The organism is Arthrobacter sp. G119Y2 (genome assembly GCF_038069765.1).
Classification (GTDB): Bacteria; Actinomycetota; Actinomycetes; order Actinomycetales; family Micrococcaceae; genus Arthrobacter_B.
The window spans coordinates 471620-493237 of the sequence record NZ_JBBPFS010000002.1 but is presented as its reverse complement, the minus strand read 5'-3'; the positions used below and the strand labels follow the sequence as shown (position 1 = coordinate 493237).

Below are 21618 nucleotides of genomic sequence, written 5' to 3'. Positions count from 1 at the left end.
GGGAGCGGAACTCCATCAGCATAACCTAAACGCGAATCGTTCGCATCTAAGCCGGGAGTGTGACAGCGGGGCAGGCCGCCCTATTCCGAGTAGCTTTCCCCGGTGCGGCGGAATCCCTGGGCCTGTGTGGCATCCCGGATCTCTCCCACCAGCTGCTCGATGATGTCTTCCAGGAAGAGCACACCCCGCGTCCGGTTGTCCGGCCCCAGCACACGGGCCAGGTGGGAGCCTGTCCGCTGCATGGTGGCCAGGGCATCTTCGATTTCGTCGTCCAGCCGCAGGTTGGCGAGGGTCCGCACTTTGTTCTCGGTGAGCGGCCGGTCATAGGCATCGGCCTCAATGGCCATGATGTCCTTCAGATGCATGTAGCCGGTCAGGTTGCCCTGCTCGTCCATCAGGACAAAGCGGGAGAACCCGGTGCGGCCCACAGCCTTTTCGAACTCAGCCGCGGTGGTGTCGGTCCGCAGCGTGACCAGCTCGTCGAGCGGGACCATGATGGTCCCGGCACTCTGCCCGGAGAATTCCAAGGCACCGGAAATGACGCCTGAATCATCGGCGACGGTCCCGTGCTTGGTGGATTCCTCCACGATGGACTGCATCTCCTCGAGGGTGAACGCGGAGGCCACTTCATCCTTCGGCGTGATGCCCATGGCCCGCAGGGCGTGGTTCGCCAGCCAGTTCAGGGTGAAGATGACCGGACGCACCACCCGGGAAATGAGAACCAGGGGCGGCGCCAGCAGCAGCGCCGCGCGGTCGGCGACGGACACCGAGATGTTCTTCGGCACCATTTCCCCGAACGTCACGTGCAGGAAGGTAACGATCAGCAGGGCCACCAGGAAACCGGCGCCGTCGGCAAATTCCGCGGGCAGGCCAACGGCCTGAAGCGGGGCTGCCAGCAGGTGGTGGATCGCCGGTTCGGCCACCGAGAGAATCAGCAGCGAACACACGGTGATGCCCAGCTGCGCGCAGGCCAGCATCAGGGACACGTTTTCCATGGCCCAGAGCGTGGTTTTCGCCCGCTTGGAACCGGCGTCGGCCAGCGGCTCGATCTGGCTTCGGCGGGCGGACATGACGGCAAACTCGCTGCCCACAAAGAAGGCGTTGCCGATCAGCAGCACCACCAGCCAGAAAATGCCCATGACATCGCTCATCGCTGCTCCCCCGTACCGGCGGCGTTCTTCTCCGCCGACCTTCTCTCTGCAGCCCGGCGAACTGCCTCATCTGCGGCCGACTCCCGTTCGGACGCCGGCGGTGCCTCGTCCTCGGCGGCCGGGTCGTCGTCGTTGTCCTGCGGAATGAAGCTGACGCGGTCGATGCGGCGGCCGTCCATGCGTTCGACTTCCAGCACACCGCCGTCGACGTTCACGCAGTCACCGGGCCGGGCGATCCGGCCCAGCTCGGCCATAATGTAGCCGCCCACGGTTTCATACCCTGATTCGTCCGGTACGTTCAGCAGCGGCACCAGCCGGGAGACTTCATCGGGACGCATGATGCCGGGAAAGTACCAGGCCCCCGTGGCGCTTTGCAGCACGCCGGGCTTGATCTTGTCGTGCTCGTCAGAGACTTCCCCGACGATCTCCTCCACGAGGTCTTCAAGGGTTGCAACGCCTGCGGTGCCGCCCCACTCATCGAGGACGACGGCGAGCTGGAGGTTTGCTCCGCGCAGTTCGGAGAGCAGGCTGTCCAAGTGCACCGTCTCGGGAACACGCAGGACCTCGCTCATGATGGCTCCGGCCGGCAGGTCGGCCCGCCGGCTGCGGGGCACGGCAACGGCTTTCTTGACATGGACCACGCCGCGGATGTCGTCCGGGGAATCCCCGAGGACCGGAAAGCGTGAATATCCGGTGCGGCGGGCAGCCTCGATGACGTCAGCCACCGACTGCTCCGAGTCGATGGTCTCCAGCCGGATCCGGGGAGTCATGACGTCTGCGGCGGTCCGTTCCGCAAAGGAGAACGTCCGGGACAGGAAGTTTGCGGTGCCCTGGTCCAGGGTGCCCATCTCTGCGGACCGGCGGACCATGGAGGACAGCTCCGCGGGTGTCCGGGCGCCGGAGACCTCTTCCTTGGCTTCGAGCCCGAAGAGATGCAGCACCTTGTTCGAGAAGCCGTTCAGCAGCAGGATGGCCGGCTTGAACAGTACGGTGAAGGCCAGCTGCGGCCGGGCCAGCGCGCGTCCCATGCGGAAGGGCAGGGAGATGGACATGTTCTTGGGGATGAGCTCCCCGAGCAGCATGGACAGGAAGGTTGCGAGAACCATGGCTGCCACCACGGAGACGGAATCCACCGCCACCGGCGGCAGCCCCAGGGCTCCGAGCGGGGGCTTCAGCAGCCGGCCCACCGACGGCTCCATGACGAAACCGGTCAGGAGAGTGGTCAGGGTAATGCCGAGCTGGCAGCTGGAGAGCTGCGTCGAGAGGGAGGTCAGGCACCGCAGCAGCGGCTCTGCCGCCTTGTCGCCGTTTTCAACGGCCCGGCGCACCGTGGGCTGGTCCAGGGCCACCAGCGAGAACTCGACGGCCACAAAAAAGCCGGTGCCGAGTATCAGCACCAGGCCAAAGGCAAGGTATAGCCATTCCATTTAAGCTTCCACCTCGGCGCAGGGGCGGGAGGGACATGCGCCGGTGCCGAACGGGGCGGGCCCCGGCGGTTGGTCGCTGCAGGGCGCAGGCGGAGGGTGATCGGCCGAAGCCGGTCTGGAAGGCTCCGATACGGCAGGAGTGGATCGGGGCGTCTGGGTTCGGGCGTGGCCGGCTCTGTGCGAGCGGTCCGCAGGAGCTGCGGACCGGGTTGCAGGCCGGCGCCTAGAGAAACTGTCCATAGACTCCCCAGTTTACAGGTTCACCATTCCTCCGCCGCAAGGACTCGCCCTGATGCAGCCGGCCGCCCCCGGGAGGCGGCGAGCCGGCGCCGCGGCACCGGCCGGACCGCGCGGACGTGACGGATGTCAAACGGGAATTGGCCAGTTGTCCCGCATTGTCACTAGACTGGCATGAAGTCTCGGTCACTGCGCACCGGCCGGGCCGCACCAGAGAGCTTTGAGGCTTTAAGCCCTCAGACATGGTGCCAATCAGGGCAAAAGGCAACTCATGGAAGAGGCGTATTAACAGTGCCAGACCAATCCAACCACCGACTGCCGGAAGAATTCGGCGGCAACGAGTGGCTTGTCGACGAACTCTACGAGCAGTACCTGAAGGACAAAAACTCGGTTGACAAGAAGTGGTGGAGCATCTTCGACTCCTTCAAGGATGAGGAAGCACAGAGCTCCAGCAGCGCCGCTTCCAACGGAAACGGCTCCGCCCCGAGCGAACTGGGCGCGAACCCGGCCACCCGCCAGCTTCCCGTTGTAAAGGCCGAGGCTGCGAAGCCCAAGGCCTCAGGCGAATCGCCTGCTTCCACCCAGCAGTCCGGAAAGCCTCCGGTTGCGAAGGAAGCAGCGTCCTCCAACTCCGCGGCCAAGGATTCCAAGCCCGCCGAGGCGAAGACCGAGTCCCCGAAGAGCAAGACTCCCCCGATTCCGGCCCAGCTGCCGAAGACGCAGCCGGCCAGCGCTGCTTCCGAGGAAGATAAGGTCAACGTCCTGCGCGGCCCGGCCAAGGCCATCGCCACCAACATGGACCTCAGCCTCAGCGTTCCCACCGCCACCACGGTCCGCGCCGTGCCGGCCAAGCTGCTGATCGACAACCGCATCGTCATCAACAGCCACCTGGAGCGTGCCCGCGGCGGCAAGGTGTCTTTCACCCACCTGCTTGGTTACGCCATCATCCGCGCAGCAGCCATGTTCCCGTCCCAGAACGTGTACTACGACGTCGTCGACGGCAAGCCCGTTGCCGTTCAGCCGGCGCACGTAAACTTCGGCCTGGCCATTGACATGCCCAAGCCCGACGGCACCCGCCTGCTGGTGGTGCCGAACATCAAGAAGGCCGAAACACTGAACTTCTCGGAGTTCTGGCACGCCTACGAAGAACTCGTGAAGAAGGCCCGCAACGGCAAGCTCACGGCGGACGACTACAAGGGCACCACCATTTCGCTGACCAACCCGGGCGGCATCGGCACGGTTCACTCCGTGCCCCGCCTGTCCAAGGGCCAGGCCTGCATCATCGGTGCCGGCGCGCTTGACTACCCGGCGGAGTTCCAGGGATCCAACGAGAAGATCCTCGCCCGCAACGCCATCTCCAAGATCATCACGCTGACCTCCACCTATGACCACCGCGTCATCCAGGGTGCCGGCAGCGGCGAGTTCCTGCGCATCATCCACCAGCTGCTCCTCGGCGAACAGAACTTCTACGACGACATCTTCGAGTCGCTGCGGATTCCGTACGAGCCGGTCCGCTGGAGCCCCGACATCCAGGTGAACCCGGAAGAGCAGATCAACAAGGTTGCCCGCATCCAGCAGCTGATCCACTCCTACCGCGTCCGCGGCCACCTGATGGCGGACACCAACCCGCTCGAGTACGTCCAGCGCCGCCACGCGGACCTGGACATCCTGAACCACGGCCTCACCCTGTGGGACCTGGACCGTGAATGGCCCACCGGCGGCTTCGGCGGCAAGCCGATGCTGAAGCTGCGCAAGATCCTCGGCGTGCTCCGCGATGCCTACTGCCGCACCGCGGGCATCGAATACATGCACATCCAGGACCCCGAGGAGCGCGAGTGGTTCCAGGAGCGCTTGGAAACCAAGTACAGCAAGCCCACCCGTGAAGAGCAGCTGCGGATCCTGAGCAAGCTCAACGCGGCCGAAGCTTTCGAAACCTTCCTGCAGACCAAGTTCGTCGGCCAGAAGCGTTTCTCGCTCGAGGGCGGCGAATCCCTGATTCCCCTGCTGGACGCCGTGATTTCCGGTGCAGCCGACGACGGCCTCGAAGAGGTCGGCATCGGCATGGCCCACCGCGGCCGCCTCAACGTGCTGACGAATATTGCCGGCAAGACCTACGCCCAGGTCTTCCGCGAATTCGAAGGCACCCAGGACCCGCGCAGCGTGCAGGGCTCCGGTGACGTGAAGTACCACCTCGGCACCGAAGGCACCTTCACCTCCGACAACGGCAACCAGACCAAGGTGTACCTGGCCGCCAACCCCTCGCACCTCGAAGCCGGGGACTCCGTCCTCGAAGGCATCGTGCGTGCCAAGCAGGACCGGCTGGACCAGGGCGACGAGTTCCCCGTCCTGCCGATCCTCATCCACGGTGACGCCGCCTTTGCAGGCCAGGGCGTGGTGGCGGAAACGCTGAACCTTTCCCAGCTGCGCGGCTACCGCACCGGCGGAACCATCCACGTCGTGGTCAACAACCAGGTCGGCTTCACCACCTCGCCCACGTCCTCGCGCTCCTCGGTGTACTCCACCGACGTGGCCAAGATGGTGCAGGCGCCGATCTTCCACGTGAACGGCGACGATCCGGAGCAGGTCGTGCGCATTGCGCAGCTGGCCTACGACTACCGTCAGCGCTTCCACAAGGACGTCGTCATCGACATGGTCTGCTACCGCCGCCGCGGGCACAACGAGGGCGACGACCCCTCGATGACGCAGCCGATGATGTACAGCCTGATCGAAGCCAAGCGCTCCGTCCGCAAGCTGTACACCGAGTCCCTGATCGGACGCGGCGACATCAGCCAGGAAGAGGCCGAACAGGCACTGCGCGACTACCAGGGCCGCCTGGAGCGGGTCTTCGCGGAAACGCATGCCGCCCAGACCTCCCCGCTGCCGGTCATCACGAAGGACACCGAGGCGGTCTCCGACCTGGAGCGCCCCTCGTCCCAGCAGGAGGGCACCACGATCGTGTCGCCCGCATCCACGGCGATTTCCGCCGAGGTGCTGGCCCACATCGGCAAGGCCCACGTGGCCGTGCCCGAAGGCTTCACCGTGCACCCGAAGCTCAAGGCACTGCTGGAGAAGCGCGAGCAGATGTCCCGTGAAGGCGGCATCGACTGGGGCTTTGCGGAAATTGCAGCGTTCGGATCGCTGGTCATGGAGGGCGTCCCCGTACGCCTCGCCGGCCAGGACTCGCGCCGCGGAACCTTCACCCAGCGCCACGCCGTCTTCCACGACCGCGCCACAGGTGCCGAGTGGACCCCGCTCGCGGAACTGGATCCGAACCAGGCGAAGCTCTGGATCTACGATTCGCTGCTGTCGGAATTCGCTGCCATGGGCTTCGAATACGGCTACTCCGTGGAGCGCCCGGACGCACTCGTGCTCTGGGAGGCCCAGTTCGGTGACTTCGTCAACGGCGCCCAGACGATCATTGATGAATTCATCTCCTCGGCCGAGCAGAAGTGGGGCCAGCGTTCCTCGCTGGTGCTGATGCTGCCGCACGGCTACGAGGGCCAGGGCCCGGACCACTCGTCCGCCCGGATCGAACGCTTCCTGCAGATGTGCGCCGAGGACAACATGATTGTTGCCAACCCCACCACGGGTGCCTCGCACTTTCACCTGCTGCGCCGCCAGGCCTACAGCAGGCCGCGGAAGCCGCTGATCGTCTTCACGCCGAAGCAGCTGCTGCGGCTGAAGGCGGCGGCCACCTCGGTGGAGGACTTCACGCAGGGTTCGTTCCAGCCGGTCATTCCCGAACATGCCGAACTCGATGCGAACGCCGTCGAGCGCGTGCTCCTGGTGTCCGGCCGCCTGTACTACGATCTGCTGGCCAACCGCCAGAAGACCGGAGACGAGAAGACGGCCATTGTCCGGGTCGAGCAGCTTTACCCGCTGCCCGTCACGGAGATCCAGGCCGCTGTCGCCAAGTACCCGAACGCCGACGTCGTCTGGGCACAGGATGAGCCCGCCAACCAGGGTCCGTGGCCGTTTATCGGCCTGAACCTGCCGGCACAGCTGGACCGGCCGCTGCGCCTGGTCTCGCGCCCGGCGTCGGCGTCCACCGCCACCGGTTCGGCCAAGCGCCACGCCGTTGAGCAGGACATCCTTGTCAAGAAGGCCTTCGAACGTCAGTAGGCTAAGTTGGGGTGGGGCGCCGGCGGCGCCCCACCCCGTTTTTTTGTGACCGGAGAAGGTGACTAGTGGAACAACGCAGAATCAGGCTTGCAGCCGTCGGTGATGAGCTGCTGGCCGGGCACGGAGACCCGCGGGCCCTGGGCTGGCTGGGCCGCGTGCTGGCCCGTACCACCCCCGAAAACGTGAGTGTCCAGGCGTACACCCTCGCTGCACCCCAGGAGGGGACCGAATCGCTGGCCAACCGCTGGCTGCAGGAAGCGGGACGCAGGTTTGACGACCGCTGCGAAAACCGGCTGGTGATCGGCCTGTCGGACCGCGATCTGGACCTTGGCCTGTCAACGGCCCGCAGCCGGCTCAACCTGGCGAACATCCTGGACGGGGCGGCCCAAATGAGCATCAAGGTCTTCGTCGTCGGACCCCCTCCCGGACTGGACGCCGAGCGAAACCGGCGGCTTTCGGATTTGTCTGCAGCTTTCGGGGACGTGACGACGCGGCGCAAGCACGTATACGTGGATACCCTCACGCCGCTGCTGAACCACGAACAGTGGCGCACCGACCTCGCGTCCAACGGCGGCACTCCCGGCCAGGCCGGCTACGGCCTCATGGCATGGCTGGTCCTGCACCGCGGCTGGTACCGCTGGCTGGACCTGCCCGACATGAACTAACCGGGCAACAGCTGCTCCCCTGCGGCTGTGCACCACGGAATAATCACAAAAAAGCGGGTCCCGGTGTTCCACCGGGACCCGCTTTGCGTGAGGAAACATTGCGCAACAGTCCCAGCCCGCAGGTCCCCGAGCAGCCCCGGGCCGGCGGCCCAAAAGCGCCTTCTCCCCCGTCGCGGCGCGGATCTCACCGCCTCCGGAGCTTTCGCACACCACTCCTGCACACCACGCTCCCCCGGCCCCTCAGGTAACGATCAGTTAACATCCGCTAACAGTTAGCACACTCGAAACAATTAGTGGCTAGTCTTTCGGAACATGTGGCGGCCATCACGGCCGCTTTGGGGGAGCCGCCGATGGTGGTTCCTGACGACTCATCCTCAGTTAGGACTACGAATGCGTACTAAGCGCACGGCAACTCTTGCCGCACTTTCCGTGGGAGCCCTCTTCCTTGGCGCCTGCGGCTCAGCCGGAGGCGGCGAAACCGCCGAATCCGACACCACGGAGGACGCCAACCTCGCGTCGTCCATTTCCGTAGCCATCAGCCAGGCACCGGACTTCTACAACGGCGGAACGTCCAAGTCCAACAGCGTGTACAACACCTACGTGGACAACCTGGTGCACAGCAACTTCTCGGAGTACAGCCCCGAAGGCGTCATCCGCAACGAGGAGTTCGGCACCTTCGAAAAGGTCAGTGACGATCCCCTGACCGTGAAGTACACCATCAACGAGGACGCCGTATGGTCCGACGGCACGCCGATCGACTTCGACGACGTCCTGCTGAACTGGGCGGCTTTCTCCGGCAAGGTCCTCGAGGGCGAAGCGGAAATCTTCGAACCCTCCTCGAACAACGGCTACGAATACCTGACGATGCCCGAGGGCGAAGCCGGGGCCAAGGAGTTCGAGTACGTCTACGAGACTCCTTACGCCGACTGGGAAAACCTGATGATCGGCTCCCTCATGCCCGCCCATATTGCGGCGGAGCAGGGCGGCCTGAGCGTTGAAAACGACGGCGAGGCACTCGTCGCTGCGATCCAGGACAACAACCTTGCTTCCCTGAAGCCTGTCGCCGAGTTCTGGAACACCGGCTGGGGTTATGCCGAGGGCCTCCCCTCGCTTCCCGACGCAGCACTGATTCCTTCCTCCGGCCCGTACAAGCTCGACAACGCGGCCGGCGGGAACCTCACGCTGACCAAGAACGAGGAGTACTGGGGCGAAGAGCGCCAGGGCGCCACCGACAGCATTGTCTTCAAGACCATCGAAGACACCGAAGCCGTGCAGGCGCTGCAGAACGGCGACGTGGACGTCATTGAACCGTCCGGTCCCACCGGTGACACCAAGGACCAGATCGAAGCCATCGGTGAGTCCGTTTCCATGGTCACCGGTACGGGCATGACGTTCACCCACATTGACCTTGACCAGTCCGAAAACGGCGTGTTCAAGGACCTCAAGGTCCGCCAGGCCTTCTCCAAGTGCGTTCCGCGCCAGGACATCGTGGACAAGTTCGTCAAGCCGGTCGACCCGGAGGCCACCGTGCTGAACCTGCGCGATTTCCAGCAGTCGCAGCCGGAGTACGACGAAGTTCTTGAAGCAGCCCCGGCCGCCAGCGAATACGATGAGGTTGACCTCGAAGGCGCCAAGGCGCTGATGGAAGAGGCCGGCAAGACCGCTCCCGTTGACGTCCGCATGCTGTACTCCTCGGCAAGCCAGGTGCGCGCCGACATCACTGCCCTGATCAAGGATTCCTGCGACCAGGCCGGCTTCAACATCATCGGCACCCCCGACGCCGAGTGGACCAAGAAGCTCGACGAGCTCGGCTCCTGGGATGCAGCAATCTTCGGCTGGGCCGGTTCAGGCCTGGTAGCCAGCGCACAGTCGATCTATGACTCCGAGGGCGTCCAGAACTACGGCAAGTTCAAGAGCGAAAAGGTTGACGAGCTGTGGGACGAAATTGCCCGCACCACTGAAGCCGACAAGGTGCTGGAACTGAAGAAGGAACTCGAAGAGGAACTGGCCAAGGACGTCTACAACGTCGTTCTCTACACCCAGGCCGACATTGTTGCCCACAACTCCGGCATGGAGAACGTGGAGTACAACCCCACCCAGAGCGGCGTGACCTGGAACGCCTTCAAGTGGACCAAGAAGGCCTAACCAAGGCATCGCGCCGTAACGGTTAGAAACCGGGATGGGCAGACCACTGGTCTGCCCATCCCGGCTTTGTGCCGCAACGGCTTTTCGTACCATCCCCATAGGAGCCTTCGGTGTTCTTCTTCATCCTTAAAAGAGCGGTGACCTCGTTCTTCATCCTGCTCGCAGCCACCGTGCTGATGTTCGTGCTGGCCGTTAACTCGGGCGACCCCCTACAAGAGTTTTTCGAACTGCAAAGCGCTGAACGCGACGCCCGCATCGCCCAGACCACTGCGGCGCTCCACCTCGACCAGCCCGTGGCCGTGCGCTACCTGCTGTGGCTGCAGGAAGTGGGCCGCTGCATCATTCCCGGCGGCGCCGAATGCACACTGGGCCTGAACCGCGCCGGGTCTCCGGTCATCGACCAGCTGCAGACAGCCATCGGCTCCACGTTCCGGCTCGTTGTCGTCGCCACCCTCGTTGCCATTGTGCTCGGTGTTGCGGTCGGCCTGATCACCGCTCTGCGCCAGTACAGCGTCTTCGATTACTCCATTACCTTCGTTGCTTTCCTGCTCTTCTCCATGCCGCTGTTCTGGCTCTCCACTCTGCTCAAGCAGTACCTGGCGATTGACCTGAACACCTGGCTCGCCAATCCCCAAATGTCGTATCTGGGCATAGCCGTCATAGGACTCATCGCCGGAATCGTCGGGTCCGTGGTCCTCGGCGGCGACCGGCGTCGGCGCCTGCGTGTCTTCGCCATTGCTGCCGTTGCCACCTCGCTCACGTTCTACCTGCTGCTCATCACGAACTGGTTCAAGACACCGGGGCTGGGGCCTGTGGGCCTCCTGATCACAGCCTTCGGCTTGGCGCTGGGCATCACCGCCATGCTGGCGGGGTTCCGCCGCCGCCGGATCCTGTACGCGGCACTTGCCACCGCAGCCGCAGGCTACATCGGGTACCTGGTCACCCTGCCGCTGATGCAGGATCCGAACTGGGCGATCATCGCCGGCCTCACCGTCCTGACGCTGCTCGTCTCACTCGCCATCGGACATTTCGTCGGCGGACCGTACGCCAAGCAAACCCGGAACCTGACGGCCGTCATCGGGCTGAGCATCGGTTTCTTCGTCTTTATCGATGCGCTCCTCAGCGCCTATCCGTCTCTGGCCCGCAAAAACGGCGGCCGCCCGATCCCGACCACCGGATCATCGACGCCCAACCTGCAGGGCACCTTCTGGGAAATCAACCTGGACTATGCGCTGTACCTGGTACTGCCCACCATTGCCATCATGCTGATCTCGTTCGCTACGTACACCCGTTACACGCGCGCCAGCATGCTTGAAGTCATGAACCAGGACTACGTCCGGACGGCACGGGCCAAGGGCCTGAGCGAACGATCCGTGGTCGTCAAACATGCCTTCCGCAACGCGATGATCCCCATCACCACTTTGATGGCGTTCGACTTCGCCGGAGTCCTCGGCGGCGCGGTCATTACCGAGGCCGTGTTCGGCTGGAGCGGAATGGGAAAAATGTTCACGGAAGGCCTGAACAACGTCGATCCAAACGTCATCATGGCGTTCTTCCTGGTGACCGGCGTGGCCGCGGTGACCTTCAACATGCTGGCCGACATCGCGTATGCGTTCCTCGACCCGCGCATTAGCCTGAATTGATAGGCGGAGACCATGACTGAGAAAATACCGTCCGGCAGCAAGGGCAGCAGCCCGGAACTGACGAGCATGACTCTGGAAAGCCAGAGAACGGACATCGCAGACTCGCCCGCAACCCGGGCAGTGACTGCGGATCCGGAAATCACCGCAGCGAAGAGCCAGGGCCAGCTGGTCCGGGAACGGTTCCTCCGCCACAAGGGCGCTCTCGCGGGCATGGGCGGACTAATCTTCATCGTCCTGCTGGCCTTCACCTCGATCGGGCTCTCCGTCGGCCCGGTCCGCATCCCCGGCTGGTGGCCGCACACCTTCTCCTCGGTTATGCCCCTTGAAGACGGCGGGGCGCCCACCATCTCGTGGACCGGGCTGGGGAACCACCCCTTCGGGCAGGACACCCTCGGTCGGGACTACTTCGCCATGACCATGCGCGGGGCACAGATTTCACTGACCATCGCGTTCATCGTCGGCATTGTCGGGACCGTCGTCGGCACCGTGATCGGCGCCTTGGCCGGTTACTTCCGCGGCTTCACGGAAACCGTCCTGATGCGCTTCACCGACGTCATCATCACCATCCCCCTGCTCGTCGTGGCTGCAGTGCTGGCCAGCATCGTCTCCAAGGCCGGAATTGTCGTGTTCGCGATCTTCCTGGGCCTGCTGACCTGGACCGGGCTGGCCCGCATCGTCCGGGGCGAGTTCCTCTCCCTGCGCGAAAAGGAATTTGTCGAGGCGGCCAAATCCGTTGGCGCCAGCTCCAGCCGCATCATCTTCAAGCACATCCTGCCCAACACCGTCGGCGTCATCATCGTCTCCGCGACGCTGGCAATCTCAGGCGCCATCCTCCTGGAGACGGCCCTGAGCTTCCTCGGACTGGGCGTCCAGCCGCCGGACACCTCGCTGGGCAAGCTCATCAACGAGAACCGGGCCGCCATGACCACGCGCCCGTGGCTCTTCTTCTGGCCCGGCATCTTCATCGTCGCCATTGCCCTCACCGTGAACTTCATCGGTGACGGCCTCCGGGATGCGTTTGATCCCCGACAGACAAGGAACAAGCAATGAGTTCGGCACCCCTGTACAGCGACGTCACGCCATCGGCAGCCGCGGCCCCGATTCTGGAGGTCTCGGGCCTCGGTGTCGAGTTCAGTGTCGACAACAAGTGGGTGATGGCTGCGGAGGACGTCTCCTTCACGGTCCACCCCGGCGAAATCCTGGCCATCGTGGGTGAGTCGGGTTCCGGAAAGAGCATGTCTTCCATGGCCCTGCTGGGTCTGCTGCCGGGCAACGGCCGCTCCAGCGGCAGCGCCAAGCTGCAGGGCAAGGAACTGATCGGGGCCCCGCAGTCCACCCTCCGGAAAATCCGCGGAAACGATATCGCCATGATTTTCCAGGAACCCATGACGGCGCTTAATCCCGTCCTCACGGTGGGCGAGCAGATCAAGGAAATTATTGAGCAGCACACTGATGCTTCGCCGGCCCAGGCAAAGGTCCGGGCCCTTGAGCTGCTGCGCATGGTGGAAATCCCCGAACCGGAGCGGCGCTACGATTCCTACCCGCACCAGTTCTCCGGCGGCCAGCGCCAGCGGGCCATGATCGCCATCGCCATCGCCAACGATCCCATCCTGCTCGTGGCAGATGAACCCACCACCGCTCTGGACGTTACGGTCCAGGCAGAAGTCCTGGAGCTGCTCCGGAACCTGAACCGGCGGCTGAACAGTGCCGTCATGCTCATCACCCATGACATGGGGGTGGTCGCCGACCTTGCCGACAAGGTAGTGGTGATGGAGAAGGGCCGCATCGTGGAGGCCGCCCCCGTGGCCGAGCTCTTCAATAATCCGCGTGAGGACTACACCCGGCAGCTGCTGGCTGCCGTCCCCCACCTGGGTTCCAAAGTCGGCGGAGTGCTGTCCGCCGTGGAGGTGGAAGACGACGGTTCGCTGCAAATCTCCGATGCCCCGCGGGCTGTGATGAGGGAGTCGGCGGACCTTGCCACCCCCGACGCGGGAGTGGTTCCTGCCCTGCAGCTGACCGGTGTTTCCATTGAATACCCCGGCCGCTTCCGCCAGCCGGGCTTCAAAGCCGTCTCGGACGTCTCCTTCGTCATCAACCCCGGCGAGGTCATGGGCCTGGTGGGTGAATCAGGATCCGGCAAGTCAACCATTGCGCGCGCCGTCACGGGACTGCTTCCGGTCAGCGCCGGCAGCGTGGACATCAACGGCACCAACATCGCGGGCCTCTCCCCCAAGGAGATGCGTCCCCTGCGGCGCAAATTCGCCATCGTGTTCCAGGATCCCGCGGCTTCGCTGAACCCGCGCATGTCCATTGGCGAATCCATCGGCGAGCCGCTGTTCCTCCACGAGAAGCTCTCCCGCGCTGACCTGGACCGCCGAGTGGAAGGCCTGCTGGACGATGTCCAGCTGCCGACCAGCTTCCGCAACCGTTACCCGCACGAGCTCTCCGGCGGGCAGCGCCAGCGCGTCGGGATTGCACGTGCCCTCTCGCTGCGCCCGTCGCTGCTGGTTGCCGATGAACCCACGTCCGCGCTGGACGTCTCGGTCCAGGCACGCGTGCTGGCCCTGCTCCAGGACCTGCAGCAGCAGTACGGCTTTGCCTGCCTCTTTGTCAGCCATGACCTGGCCGTGGTGGAGATCCTGGCCAGTCACATCGCAGTGCTGAACAAGGGAATCATGGTGGAGCAGGGGTCAACGGAACAGGTGCTGAAGTACCCGCAGGACCCGTACACGCGCCGGCTGCTGGCCGCAGCGCCGGTGCCGGATCCCGCCGAGCAGGCGCTGCGCAGGGAACAGCGCAACGCCCTCATGGCCGCCGGCAGTTCCGTCGAGTAGCCCCCCGCGTGCCCGGGCCCCGGTTTAGGTTGTCGGGCTCACCCTGTGGGACACTGGAGGGCAGAACTTTCAGCAAAACGAAGGAGGCAGCTATGAGCAAGCGTGCACGCAAGCGTCGTGATCGTAAGCGCGGCGGCGCCAACCACGGTAAGCGTCCCAACACGTAAGTCTTGGAACGAACCGTGTGGCCCATCGCCACTAGGAAAGAACCCCCGGAGCCTCGCGGCTGCCGGGGGTTCTTTTTGTTTCCTGGTACTGCGTTGTCTTCTGGTACTGCGTTGTCTTCTGGTACTGCGGCCTAGTGGTCGGCGGTCTGGATCTGGCTGATCCGGTCCAGGATGCTGGCCTTGAGAGTTTCCGGGGCGGCTTCTGTGCAGGAACGCTTGACGACGGACCGGATGACGCACTCGAGGTCGTGTTCCTCGGCGCATTCGGGGCATCCGTCCAGATGCTCCTGGATCTCAACGATGTCTTTGTGGGACAGCGCGCCGTCCAAGTATTCATAGAGCCGTTCGATGCGGGCATCCTCGCAATCGCCCAGGCTTTGGCAATCGCTCATAGCGTGTTCCCCTGTTTCTTGTTCTGTGAGGCACCTGCAGCAGCAGGAGCCGACTTGCCGCGGATACCGCGTTCATGCGCATATTCAGCAAGCAATTCGCGGAGCATTTTCCTGCCCCGGTGAAGGCGTGACATAACGGTTCCGATGGGAGTATTCATGATTTCCGAGATTTCCTTGTACGCAAATCCCTCCACATCGGAGAAATAGACGGCCAACCGGAATTCCTCCGGAATGGACTGCAGCGCATCCTTTACATCCGAATCCGGAAGGTGGTCCAGCGCCACGGCTTCTGCCGAACGCAGCCCGGTGGAGCTGTGCTCGGCGGCGCGCGCCAGCTGCCAGTCCTCCACGCCGTCCGAATTAGCCTGCAGCGGCTCGCGCTGGCGCTTTCGGTACAGGTTGATGTACGTATTCGTCAGGATGCGGTACAGCCAGGCCTTCAGATTGGTGCCCGGACGATACTGGTGAAAGGCAGAGAATGCCTTGGTATAGGCCTCCTGCACCAGGTCCTCGGCGTCGGAGGGGTTGCGGGCCATGCGCATGGCCGCAGAGTAGAGCTGATCCACATACTGCATGGCATCACGCTCGAAACGTATCTTGCGGGCCTCTTCCGATTCGGAAGCGACATCCAGCTCGGAGTCTTCCACCTGGGGGCTGCCTTCCGGCGCATCAGTTCTCATCAGTTTCAAGTCTACGGTGCGCGGCGCCGTCTCCACTCTTAGCTGAACCGAAGATACCGGGGGTGAAGCAACTGCGGCTGCAGCCGGCATGACCAGGGTAACTGGCACGTTTAGTCTCCTCACTGGTTTACGGACTCCGAAGGCCCTGCCTCCGGTGTCCCGGGGACGGCATTGAAGTAGCCGGCGTAAATGCCGTCTATCCTCTGAACGCGTCGACCGGGGAGCTTATTCCGTCCGGACGTTACGGAACCCGCCGGTCACCTAAGATGTGCCCGCTCCGTAAAAGTGCCAAACTAGGAGTATTCTGCCCGGCTATTCCGAGTCCGGACAGCAACCAGGAGGTCAATATGTCCGTTGTCCGTTTGCTCGCCCGCCCGCTGCTCGCCACCGGGTTCATTGCAGCCGGGGTTGACCGCCTGCGGGATGCCGATCAGACCGCTGAACAGCTGCGTCCCACCCTGAACCGCGTTGGCGGCATGGTTCCTTCCGCAGCCTCCGTCACCGGCAACCCCCAGCTCGTGGCCAAGGCCCTCGGAGCCACGCAGGTAGCTGCCGGCGCCCTCCTGGCCCTCGGAAAACTGCCCCGCCTGTCCGGCCTGCTGCTGACGGGCACCGCTGTCCTGAACGCAGTGGTGGAGTACAAGAACGCGGAAACCGACACCTCCGACGAGCGCAAAGCACGCCGCGCAGCCCTGCTGAAGAACCTCTCCCTTATCGGTGCGGTCCTGCTGGTTGCAGTTGACACCAACGGCCGTCCGGGCCTCGCCTGGCGGGCCGGCCACCTGGCTGACGACACCCGCCGCAGCGTGTCGTCCCTGGGCCGGGACGCCGGCCGCAAGTCGCGGTCCGTGAAGAAGGATGCTGCCAAGCAGCTGAAGAAGGCCAACCGCACCGTCCGCACCACTGCAGCCGGCATTGTGGGTTCCTAGCCACATGTCCTACCCCGCCGAACCGCAGACAGTCTCTCCCTGGCCCGCGCCCCGGGTTAACGCTCCGCTGGACGCCGAGGTCCGCATCCCGGGTTCCAAATCCCTGACCAACAGGTATTTGGTCCTCGCGGCGCTGGCCGACGGGCCCAGCAGGCTCCGGGCCCCCCTGCACTCGCGTGACACCGCCCTCATGGTCGCTTCCCTGAGGGCGCTGGGCGCCGAGGTGAGGGAGGTCGACGGCGACGGTGCCTTCGGCCCGGATCTGGAGGTGCGCCCGCTGGAAACGGGGAGTGTCTCCGACGCCCGGATTGACTGCGGTTTGGCGGGAACCGTGATGCGCTTCGTTCCGCCGCTGGCCGCCCTGACAAACGGGACCACGGCCTTCGACGGCGACCCGCACGCCCGCCTTCGGCCCATGTCCGCAGCCATCAGCGCCCTCCGGGGCCTTGGCGTAACGGTGCATGACGACGGCGCCGGCTCCCTGCCGTTCACGGTGACGGGCACCGGCGACGTCGCCGGCGGCCGGCTGGAGATCGATGCGGGAGCTTCCTCCCAGTTCGTCTCCGCCCTCCTGCTGGCGGGAGCCCGCTTCCGGAACGGCCTCCACCTGGTCCACGTGGGTTCAACCGTGCCCAGCCGCGAGCACATCGCCATGACCGTAGACGTGCTCCGCGGTGCGGGCGTTCACGTGGACGATTCCGTGCCGAACGAATGGAAGGTCGCTCCGGGTCCCATCCGGGCCTTCGACGTCACCATCGAACCGGACCTGTCCAACGCCGGCCCTTTCCTCGCCGCTGCGCTGGTGGCCGGCGGCAGGGTCCGCATGGCCGGCTGGCCGGAGCGGACCGCCCAGGTCGGCGACCGGTGGCGGCAGATCCTGCCCCTTCTCGGCGGCACCGCCACCCTGTCCGGCGGCACCCTGACAGTCACCGGAACAGGCAGGATCACGGGAGCCGAACTCGCCGACACAAGCGAGCTCGCACCCACGGTGGCCGCCCTCTGTGCCCTGGCGGATTCCCCCTCGGTCCTTAGCGGCATTGCCCACCTCCGCGGCCACGAAACCGACCGGCTGGCTGCCCTGACCACGGAAATAAACCGTCTGGGCGGCGACGCCGAAGAGACGGCGGACGGCCTGTCCATCCGCCCGGCGCCCCTGCACGGCGGCACCTTTGAGACCTATGCGGACCACCGCATGGCAACGGCGGGCGCCCTGATCGGTCTCGCCGTGCCCGGTGTCCTGGTCCGGGACATCGGCACGACCGCCAAAACGCTGCCCGAATTCCCGCAGCTCTGGCAGGAACTGGCCGCCTCGGCGTCCGGACTTCCCGCTGCCCCCGCGCAACCTGCGCAACCCGCGTCTGCGCGCGCAGACGCCGCCACCGACGGGAGTCTCCGCTGATGCCCCGCTCCACCGGCAGCTGGGACGAATCGGACGTCCGGATCCGCCCCAACAAAAAAGGCTCCCGTCCCCGCACCAAGGACCGCCCCGCCTACGACGAAGCCGTAACGGGGCGCATTATCACCGTCGACCGCGGCCGCTACACAGCCGTCGTGGACGAGAACACCCCCGCCGAACGCGTCGTCACGGCGGCACGTGCCCGCGAGCTGCGCCGCAACCCCGTGGTGGCCGGCGACCTGGTGTCGCTGGTCGGAGACGTTTCCGGCGGACCGGACACCCTCGCCCGGCTGGTGCGCATCCAGGACCGCCGCACGCTGCTGCGCCGCAGCGCCGATGACACCGATCCGGTGGAACGCGCCGTCGTCGCCAACGCCGACCAGCTGGTCATCGTGGTCGCCGCAGCCAATCCGGAGCCGCGCACCGGTTTTATCGACCGCGCCCTCGTTGCTGCCTACGACGCCGGCATCTCCCCCCTGCTGTGCATCACCAAGGCCGACATCAAGGATCCGGCGGAGCTGCTGGCGAACTACGAGCACCTGGACCTGGACGTCATCATCAGCCGCACGGCAGCCGACGACGCCTCGGGCATCGATGCCCGTTCCGACGACGGCTTGTCGGCCCGGCTGCAGGGCGACGCCGTGCAGCAGCTGCACGGCCATCTGGAGGGCAAGGTCTCGGTCCTCGTGGGCCACTCCGGCGTCGGCAAGTCCACGCTGGTCAACGCCCTGACCGGATCCGACCGCGCCACCGGCGGCGTCAACGCCGTCACCGGGCGCGGGCGCCACACCTCGTCGTCGGCCCTGGCCCTGAAGGTCCTGGACGCTCCGCCCGGCAGCTGGATCATCGACACCCCGGGCATCCGGTCCTTCGGCCTGGCGCATGTGGACCCCGACCGCATCCTGCAGGCCTTCCCCGATCTGGCTCCCGGCACCGAAACCTGCGAACGCGGCTGCCGGCACGATGACCAGGCCCGGGACTGCGGACTCGATCCGTGGGTGGAGTCGGGACAGGCCGGCGCTGCGGGCCCGGCCCGGCTGGCATCGCTGCGCAGGCTGCTCAGCTCCGGCACCCGCACCGAAAACCGCGCCTCGGCCAAGGAGCTGGGCGCGCAGTGAGTTGCGCAGTACCTGCTCCGGCGTCCCGAAACCGGCCCCAAACGGCGCCGCACCGGGCCCGGAGCCGTCCAATCGCGGGCAGCGCCCGCCGAATAAGGATAAGTTGAACAGTATGCCGTTCGCTCAGAACTACAACGATGACCTGCGACTCGCCCATGTCATGGCCGATTCCGTGGATGACCAGACCATGTCGCGCTTCAAGGCCCTGGACCTCAAGGTCGAAACGAAGCCGGACCTGACCCCCGTCACCGACGCGGACAAGGCAGCGGAGGACGCCATCCGCGGGCAGCTCTCCCGTGCCCGGCCCCGCGATGCCGTCCTCGGCGAGGAGTTCGGCTCCACCGGCTCGGGACCCCGCCGCTGGGTCATCGACCCCATCGACGGCACCAAAAACTTCATCCGCGGTGTTCCCGTCTGGGCCACCCTGATCTCCCTGGTCGACGACGGCGTCCCTGTCCTCGGCGTGGTCAGCGCCCCCGCCCTGGGCAAGCGCTGGTGGGCCGCCACGGGCACCGGGGCGTACATGGGCCGGTCGCTGGCAGCTGCCACCAGGCTGAAGGTTTCCAACGTCTCCAGCCTCTCCGATGCCTCGCTGTCCTACTCCAGCCTCGGAGGCTGGAAGGATCGCGGAAACTTCGACGAATTCATCGGGCTGACGGAGTCGGTCTGGCGCACCCGTGCCTTCGGTGACTTCTGGTCCTACTGCATGGTGGCCGAAGGCGCCGTGGACATCGCCTGCGAGCCGGAACTGAACCTGTATGACATGGCGGCCCTGGTTCCGATCATCACTGAGGCCGGCGGCCGCTTCACCTCCCTTGAAGGAGAGGATGGCCCGTTCGGCGGCAATGCCCTGGCCACCAACGGCGCCCTGCACAGCGAAGTGCTCAACCGCCTGAACCCGGGCCTGGACGACCTGCTCTGACCATGGCTGGAGCAACACCGGGTCCGCGGCTTGAGGCCGTGCGGCGCCGCGAGCTGGCGCGCAGCTACGAGGCCGGCGGAGAACACTATGACCGCATCCGTCCCGGATACCCGCAGGAAGCGGTCAGCTGGCTCTTCACAGGGGTTGACGGCCCCGGCGGAGCACCCGGCGCCCGCGTAGCCGACATCGGTGCCGGCACGGGCAAATACACCCGTGCCCTGGTTGCCGCGGGCTACCGGCCCACCGCCGTCGACCCCTCCGCCGATATGCTCCGCCAGCTGCAGCAGGCGCTGCCCGAAGTTCCTGTCAGAGTCGGAACGGCGGAAGACACCGGACTGCCGGCGTCGTCGGTGGACGCGGCCACCGTCGCCCAGGCCTGGCACTGGTGCGACCCGCTTGCCGCGAGCACCGAACTCGCCCGGGTACTGCGCCCCGGCGGCTTCCTGGGGCTTATCTGGAACCAGCTGGACGTAAGCGTCCCCTGGGTGCACCGCTATTCCCGCATCATCCACGCCGGCGATGTCCTGCGGCCCGGTTTCCGGCCGGTCGTGGGCCCGGAGTTTGTGCCGGATGCCTCCCATGTCACGCACTGGTCGCAGCCGATGACCCCGGAGGACCTGATGGAGCTGGCCAAGTCCCGGTCCTACTACCTTTCGGCGGCCGAACCGGTGCGCAGCAAGGTCCTGGCCAACCTGACCTGGTATCTCTTCGACCATCTGGGCCACCGTCCCGGCGAACCGGTGGACCTGCCCTACCTGACCCTCTCCTGGCGGATGCTTCCCGCGGCAGGATCCGCCGGGCCCCTGCCACACCGGTGACCGGGCCCTCCGGTGCACCGCCCGGTGCACAGCCAACCAGTCCTGACCTGGGCTGGCGCGTCTGGACCGCAGTGGCCGCGGGAGCTTTTGCCGGCGCGGAAGCCCGGTACGGGCTGCTGCTCCTTTTCCCGCCGGCACCCGGCTCCACAGACTGGACCACGCTTGGCATCAATGCCGGCGCTTCCCTGGCCCTGGGCTTTCTCACGTCCTGGTGGCTTTCCCACGCGCCGGCCCCTTTTTGGCTTCGGGCCGGGCTCGGTCCGGGGTTCCTGGGGACCTTCAGCACGTTTTCCGCACTGGCCCTCTCCCTGGAACTTCCTCTCGGCACCGGCCTGCACGGCGAGTGGGTCAGTTACCTGGCGCTGAGCCTGGTGTGCGGCCTGGCCGCCGCGGCCGCGGGACTCCGGCTGGGATCCCGGGCCGGTGCCGCTGCTGCACGACGCCGCCGTTCCCCCGGGACTGCCCCGTGACTGCGCTCTGGGTGGGACTGGCTGCCGTGCTCGGCGCCCTGGTCCGTTTTGCCCTGGACTCCTGGTTTGCCCGGCGGCAGCGTCCCGGACGGGCCGCCTTCCCGGCGGCAACACTGCTGGTCAACATCGCCGGATCTTTTTTGATCGGTGCCTGCTTCGCACTGCTGACCCGGGGTGCCCTGGACCCGGGCGGCTATCCGGTTGCGGCCGCCGGTCTGGCCGGCGGACTCACCACTTTCAGTTCCTGGACCGTCGCCACCCTGGCCCTCTGGATGGACCGTCGCTACCTGGCGGCTGCGGGGAACCTCGCCGCCAATCTGGTGCTCGGCGTCGGCGCCGCGGCGGCGGGACGGCTGCTCTTCAGCTGAACCCGGGCACTACCTGTCCCTCATGGCACCTGTCCGTCGAGGTACCTGTCCCCCAAGGCCCGGACACATGTAATCTGGGGCTCCGCCCTTAGGGGCCTCAAGGCATTCCACCCGACTCTCTGCTGCGGAACAGG

General features: G+C 65.6%; 18 protein-coding genes. 14 read left to right on the top strand and 4 right to left on the bottom strand.

The window, feature by feature from the left end; genetic code table 11:
* Positions 1 to 80: 80 nt before the first annotated feature.
* Both WKB88_RS05960 and WKB88_RS05955 read right to left on the bottom strand, forming a co-directional pair.
* The gene (locus WKB88_RS05960) at positions 81 to 1151 is read right to left on the bottom strand and encodes a hemolysin family protein (protein ID WP_341393611.1); all 1071 of its coding nucleotides are present in this window, start codon (positions 1149 to 1151) and stop codon (positions 81 to 83) included.
* Positions 1148 to 2578 (bottom strand): hemolysin family protein, encoded by a 1431-nt coding sequence (locus tag WKB88_RS05955; RefSeq protein WP_341393610.1) that lies wholly within the window; start codon positions 2576 to 2578, stop codon positions 1148 to 1150. The genes WKB88_RS05960 and WKB88_RS05955 overlap by 4 nt, the downstream gene beginning before the upstream one ends.
* Positions 2579 to 3106: 528 nt before the next feature.
* Here WKB88_RS05955 and WKB88_RS05950 point away from each other — a divergent pair.
* The 7 genes from WKB88_RS05950 (at position 3107) to WKB88_RS18210 (ending at position 14391) form a co-directional block, all read left to right on the top strand.
* Positions 3107 to 6937 (top strand): multifunctional oxoglutarate decarboxylase/oxoglutarate dehydrogenase thiamine pyrophosphate-binding subunit/dihydrolipoyllysine-residue succinyltransferase subunit, encoded by a 3831-nt coding sequence (locus tag WKB88_RS05950; protein ID WP_341393609.1) that lies wholly within the window; start codon positions 3107 to 3109, stop codon positions 6935 to 6937.
* A gap of 65 nt (positions 6938 to 7002) precedes the next feature.
* Positions 7003 to 7602, top strand: coding sequence for a GDSL-type esterase/lipase family protein (locus WKB88_RS05945; protein WP_341393608.1), 600 nt, complete (start codon positions 7003 to 7005; stop codon positions 7600 to 7602).
* 390 nt (positions 7603 to 7992) lie between these two features.
* Positions 7993 to 9747, top strand: coding sequence for an ABC transporter family substrate-binding protein (locus WKB88_RS05940; protein ID WP_341393607.1), 1755 nt, complete (start codon positions 7993 to 7995; stop codon positions 9745 to 9747).
* 110 nt (positions 9748 to 9857) lie between these two features.
* A complete protein-coding gene (locus WKB88_RS05935) occupies positions 9858 to 11390 on the top strand; it encodes an ABC transporter permease (RefSeq protein WP_341393606.1) in 1533 nt (510 codons plus the stop codon).
* Between the two features lie 12 nt (positions 11391 to 11402).
* Positions 11403 to 12440, top strand: coding sequence for an ABC transporter permease (locus WKB88_RS05930; RefSeq protein ID WP_341393605.1), 1038 nt, complete (start codon positions 11403 to 11405; stop codon positions 12438 to 12440).
* Entirely contained in the window at positions 12437 to 14224 is a 1788-nt protein-coding gene (locus WKB88_RS05925) for an ABC transporter ATP-binding protein (RefSeq protein WP_341393604.1), read from the top strand. The genes WKB88_RS05930 and WKB88_RS05925 overlap by 4 nt, the downstream gene beginning before the upstream one ends.
* Positions 14225 to 14316: 92 nt before the next feature.
* The gene (locus WKB88_RS18210) at positions 14317 to 14391 is read left to right on the top strand and encodes a 50S ribosomal protein bL37 (RefSeq protein ID WP_369299106.1); all 75 of its coding nucleotides are present in this window, start codon (positions 14317 to 14319) and stop codon (positions 14389 to 14391) included.
* Positions 14392 to 14522: 131 nt separating this feature from the next.
* On the opposite strand, the gene rsrA is transcribed toward WKB88_RS18210, so the two are convergent.
* Both rsrA and WKB88_RS05915 read right to left on the bottom strand, forming a co-directional pair.
* Entirely contained in the window at positions 14523 to 14783 is a 261-nt protein-coding gene (gene rsrA, locus WKB88_RS05920) for a mycothiol system anti-sigma-R factor (RefSeq protein ID WP_341393603.1), read from the bottom strand.
* Entirely contained in the window at positions 14780 to 15463 is a 684-nt protein-coding gene (locus WKB88_RS05915; protein ID WP_341393602.1) for a sigma-70 family RNA polymerase sigma factor, read from the bottom strand. Before WKB88_RS05915 ends, rsrA begins: the two co-directional genes overlap by 4 nt.
* A gap of 347 nt (positions 15464 to 15810) precedes the next feature.
* Here WKB88_RS05915 and WKB88_RS05910 point away from each other — a divergent pair, with 347 nt between their 5' ends.
* The 7 genes from WKB88_RS05910 (at position 15811) to WKB88_RS05880 (ending at position 21484) form a co-directional block, all read left to right on the top strand.
* Positions 15811 to 16392: a DoxX family protein gene (locus WKB88_RS05910; protein ID WP_341393601.1), complete on the top strand. Its 582-nt coding sequence runs from the start codon at positions 15811 to 15813 to the stop codon at positions 16390 to 16392.
* A gap of 4 nt (positions 16393 to 16396) precedes the next feature.
* A complete protein-coding gene (gene aroA / locus WKB88_RS05905; RefSeq protein WP_341393600.1) occupies positions 16397 to 17791 on the top strand; it encodes a 3-phosphoshikimate 1-carboxyvinyltransferase in 1395 nt (464 codons plus the stop codon).
* Positions 17791 to 18906 (top strand): ribosome small subunit-dependent GTPase A, encoded by a 1116-nt coding sequence (gene rsgA, locus WKB88_RS05900; RefSeq protein WP_341393599.1) that lies wholly within the window; start codon positions 17791 to 17793, stop codon positions 18904 to 18906. Before aroA ends, rsgA begins: the two co-directional genes overlap by 1 nt.
* 112 nt (positions 18907 to 19018) lie before the next feature.
* Positions 19019 to 19828, top strand: coding sequence for a histidinol-phosphatase (gene hisN, locus WKB88_RS05895; RefSeq protein WP_341393598.1), 810 nt, complete (start codon positions 19019 to 19021; stop codon positions 19826 to 19828).
* Positions 19829 to 19830: 2 nt separating this feature from the next.
* On the top strand, positions 19831 to 20646 hold the full coding sequence (locus tag WKB88_RS05890; RefSeq protein WP_341393597.1) for a class I SAM-dependent methyltransferase: 816 nt from the start codon (positions 19831 to 19833) through the stop codon (positions 20644 to 20646).
* Entirely contained in the window at positions 20643 to 21116 is a 474-nt protein-coding gene (locus tag WKB88_RS05885; protein WP_341393596.1) for a fluoride efflux transporter FluC, read from the top strand. Before WKB88_RS05890 ends, WKB88_RS05885 begins: the two co-directional genes overlap by 4 nt.
* On the top strand, positions 21113 to 21484 hold the full coding sequence (locus tag WKB88_RS05880; RefSeq protein ID WP_341393595.1) for a fluoride efflux transporter FluC: 372 nt from the start codon (positions 21113 to 21115) through the stop codon (positions 21482 to 21484). The genes WKB88_RS05885 and WKB88_RS05880 overlap by 4 nt, the downstream gene beginning before the upstream one ends.
* The last annotated feature ends 134 nt before the right edge of the window (positions 21485 to 21618 follow it).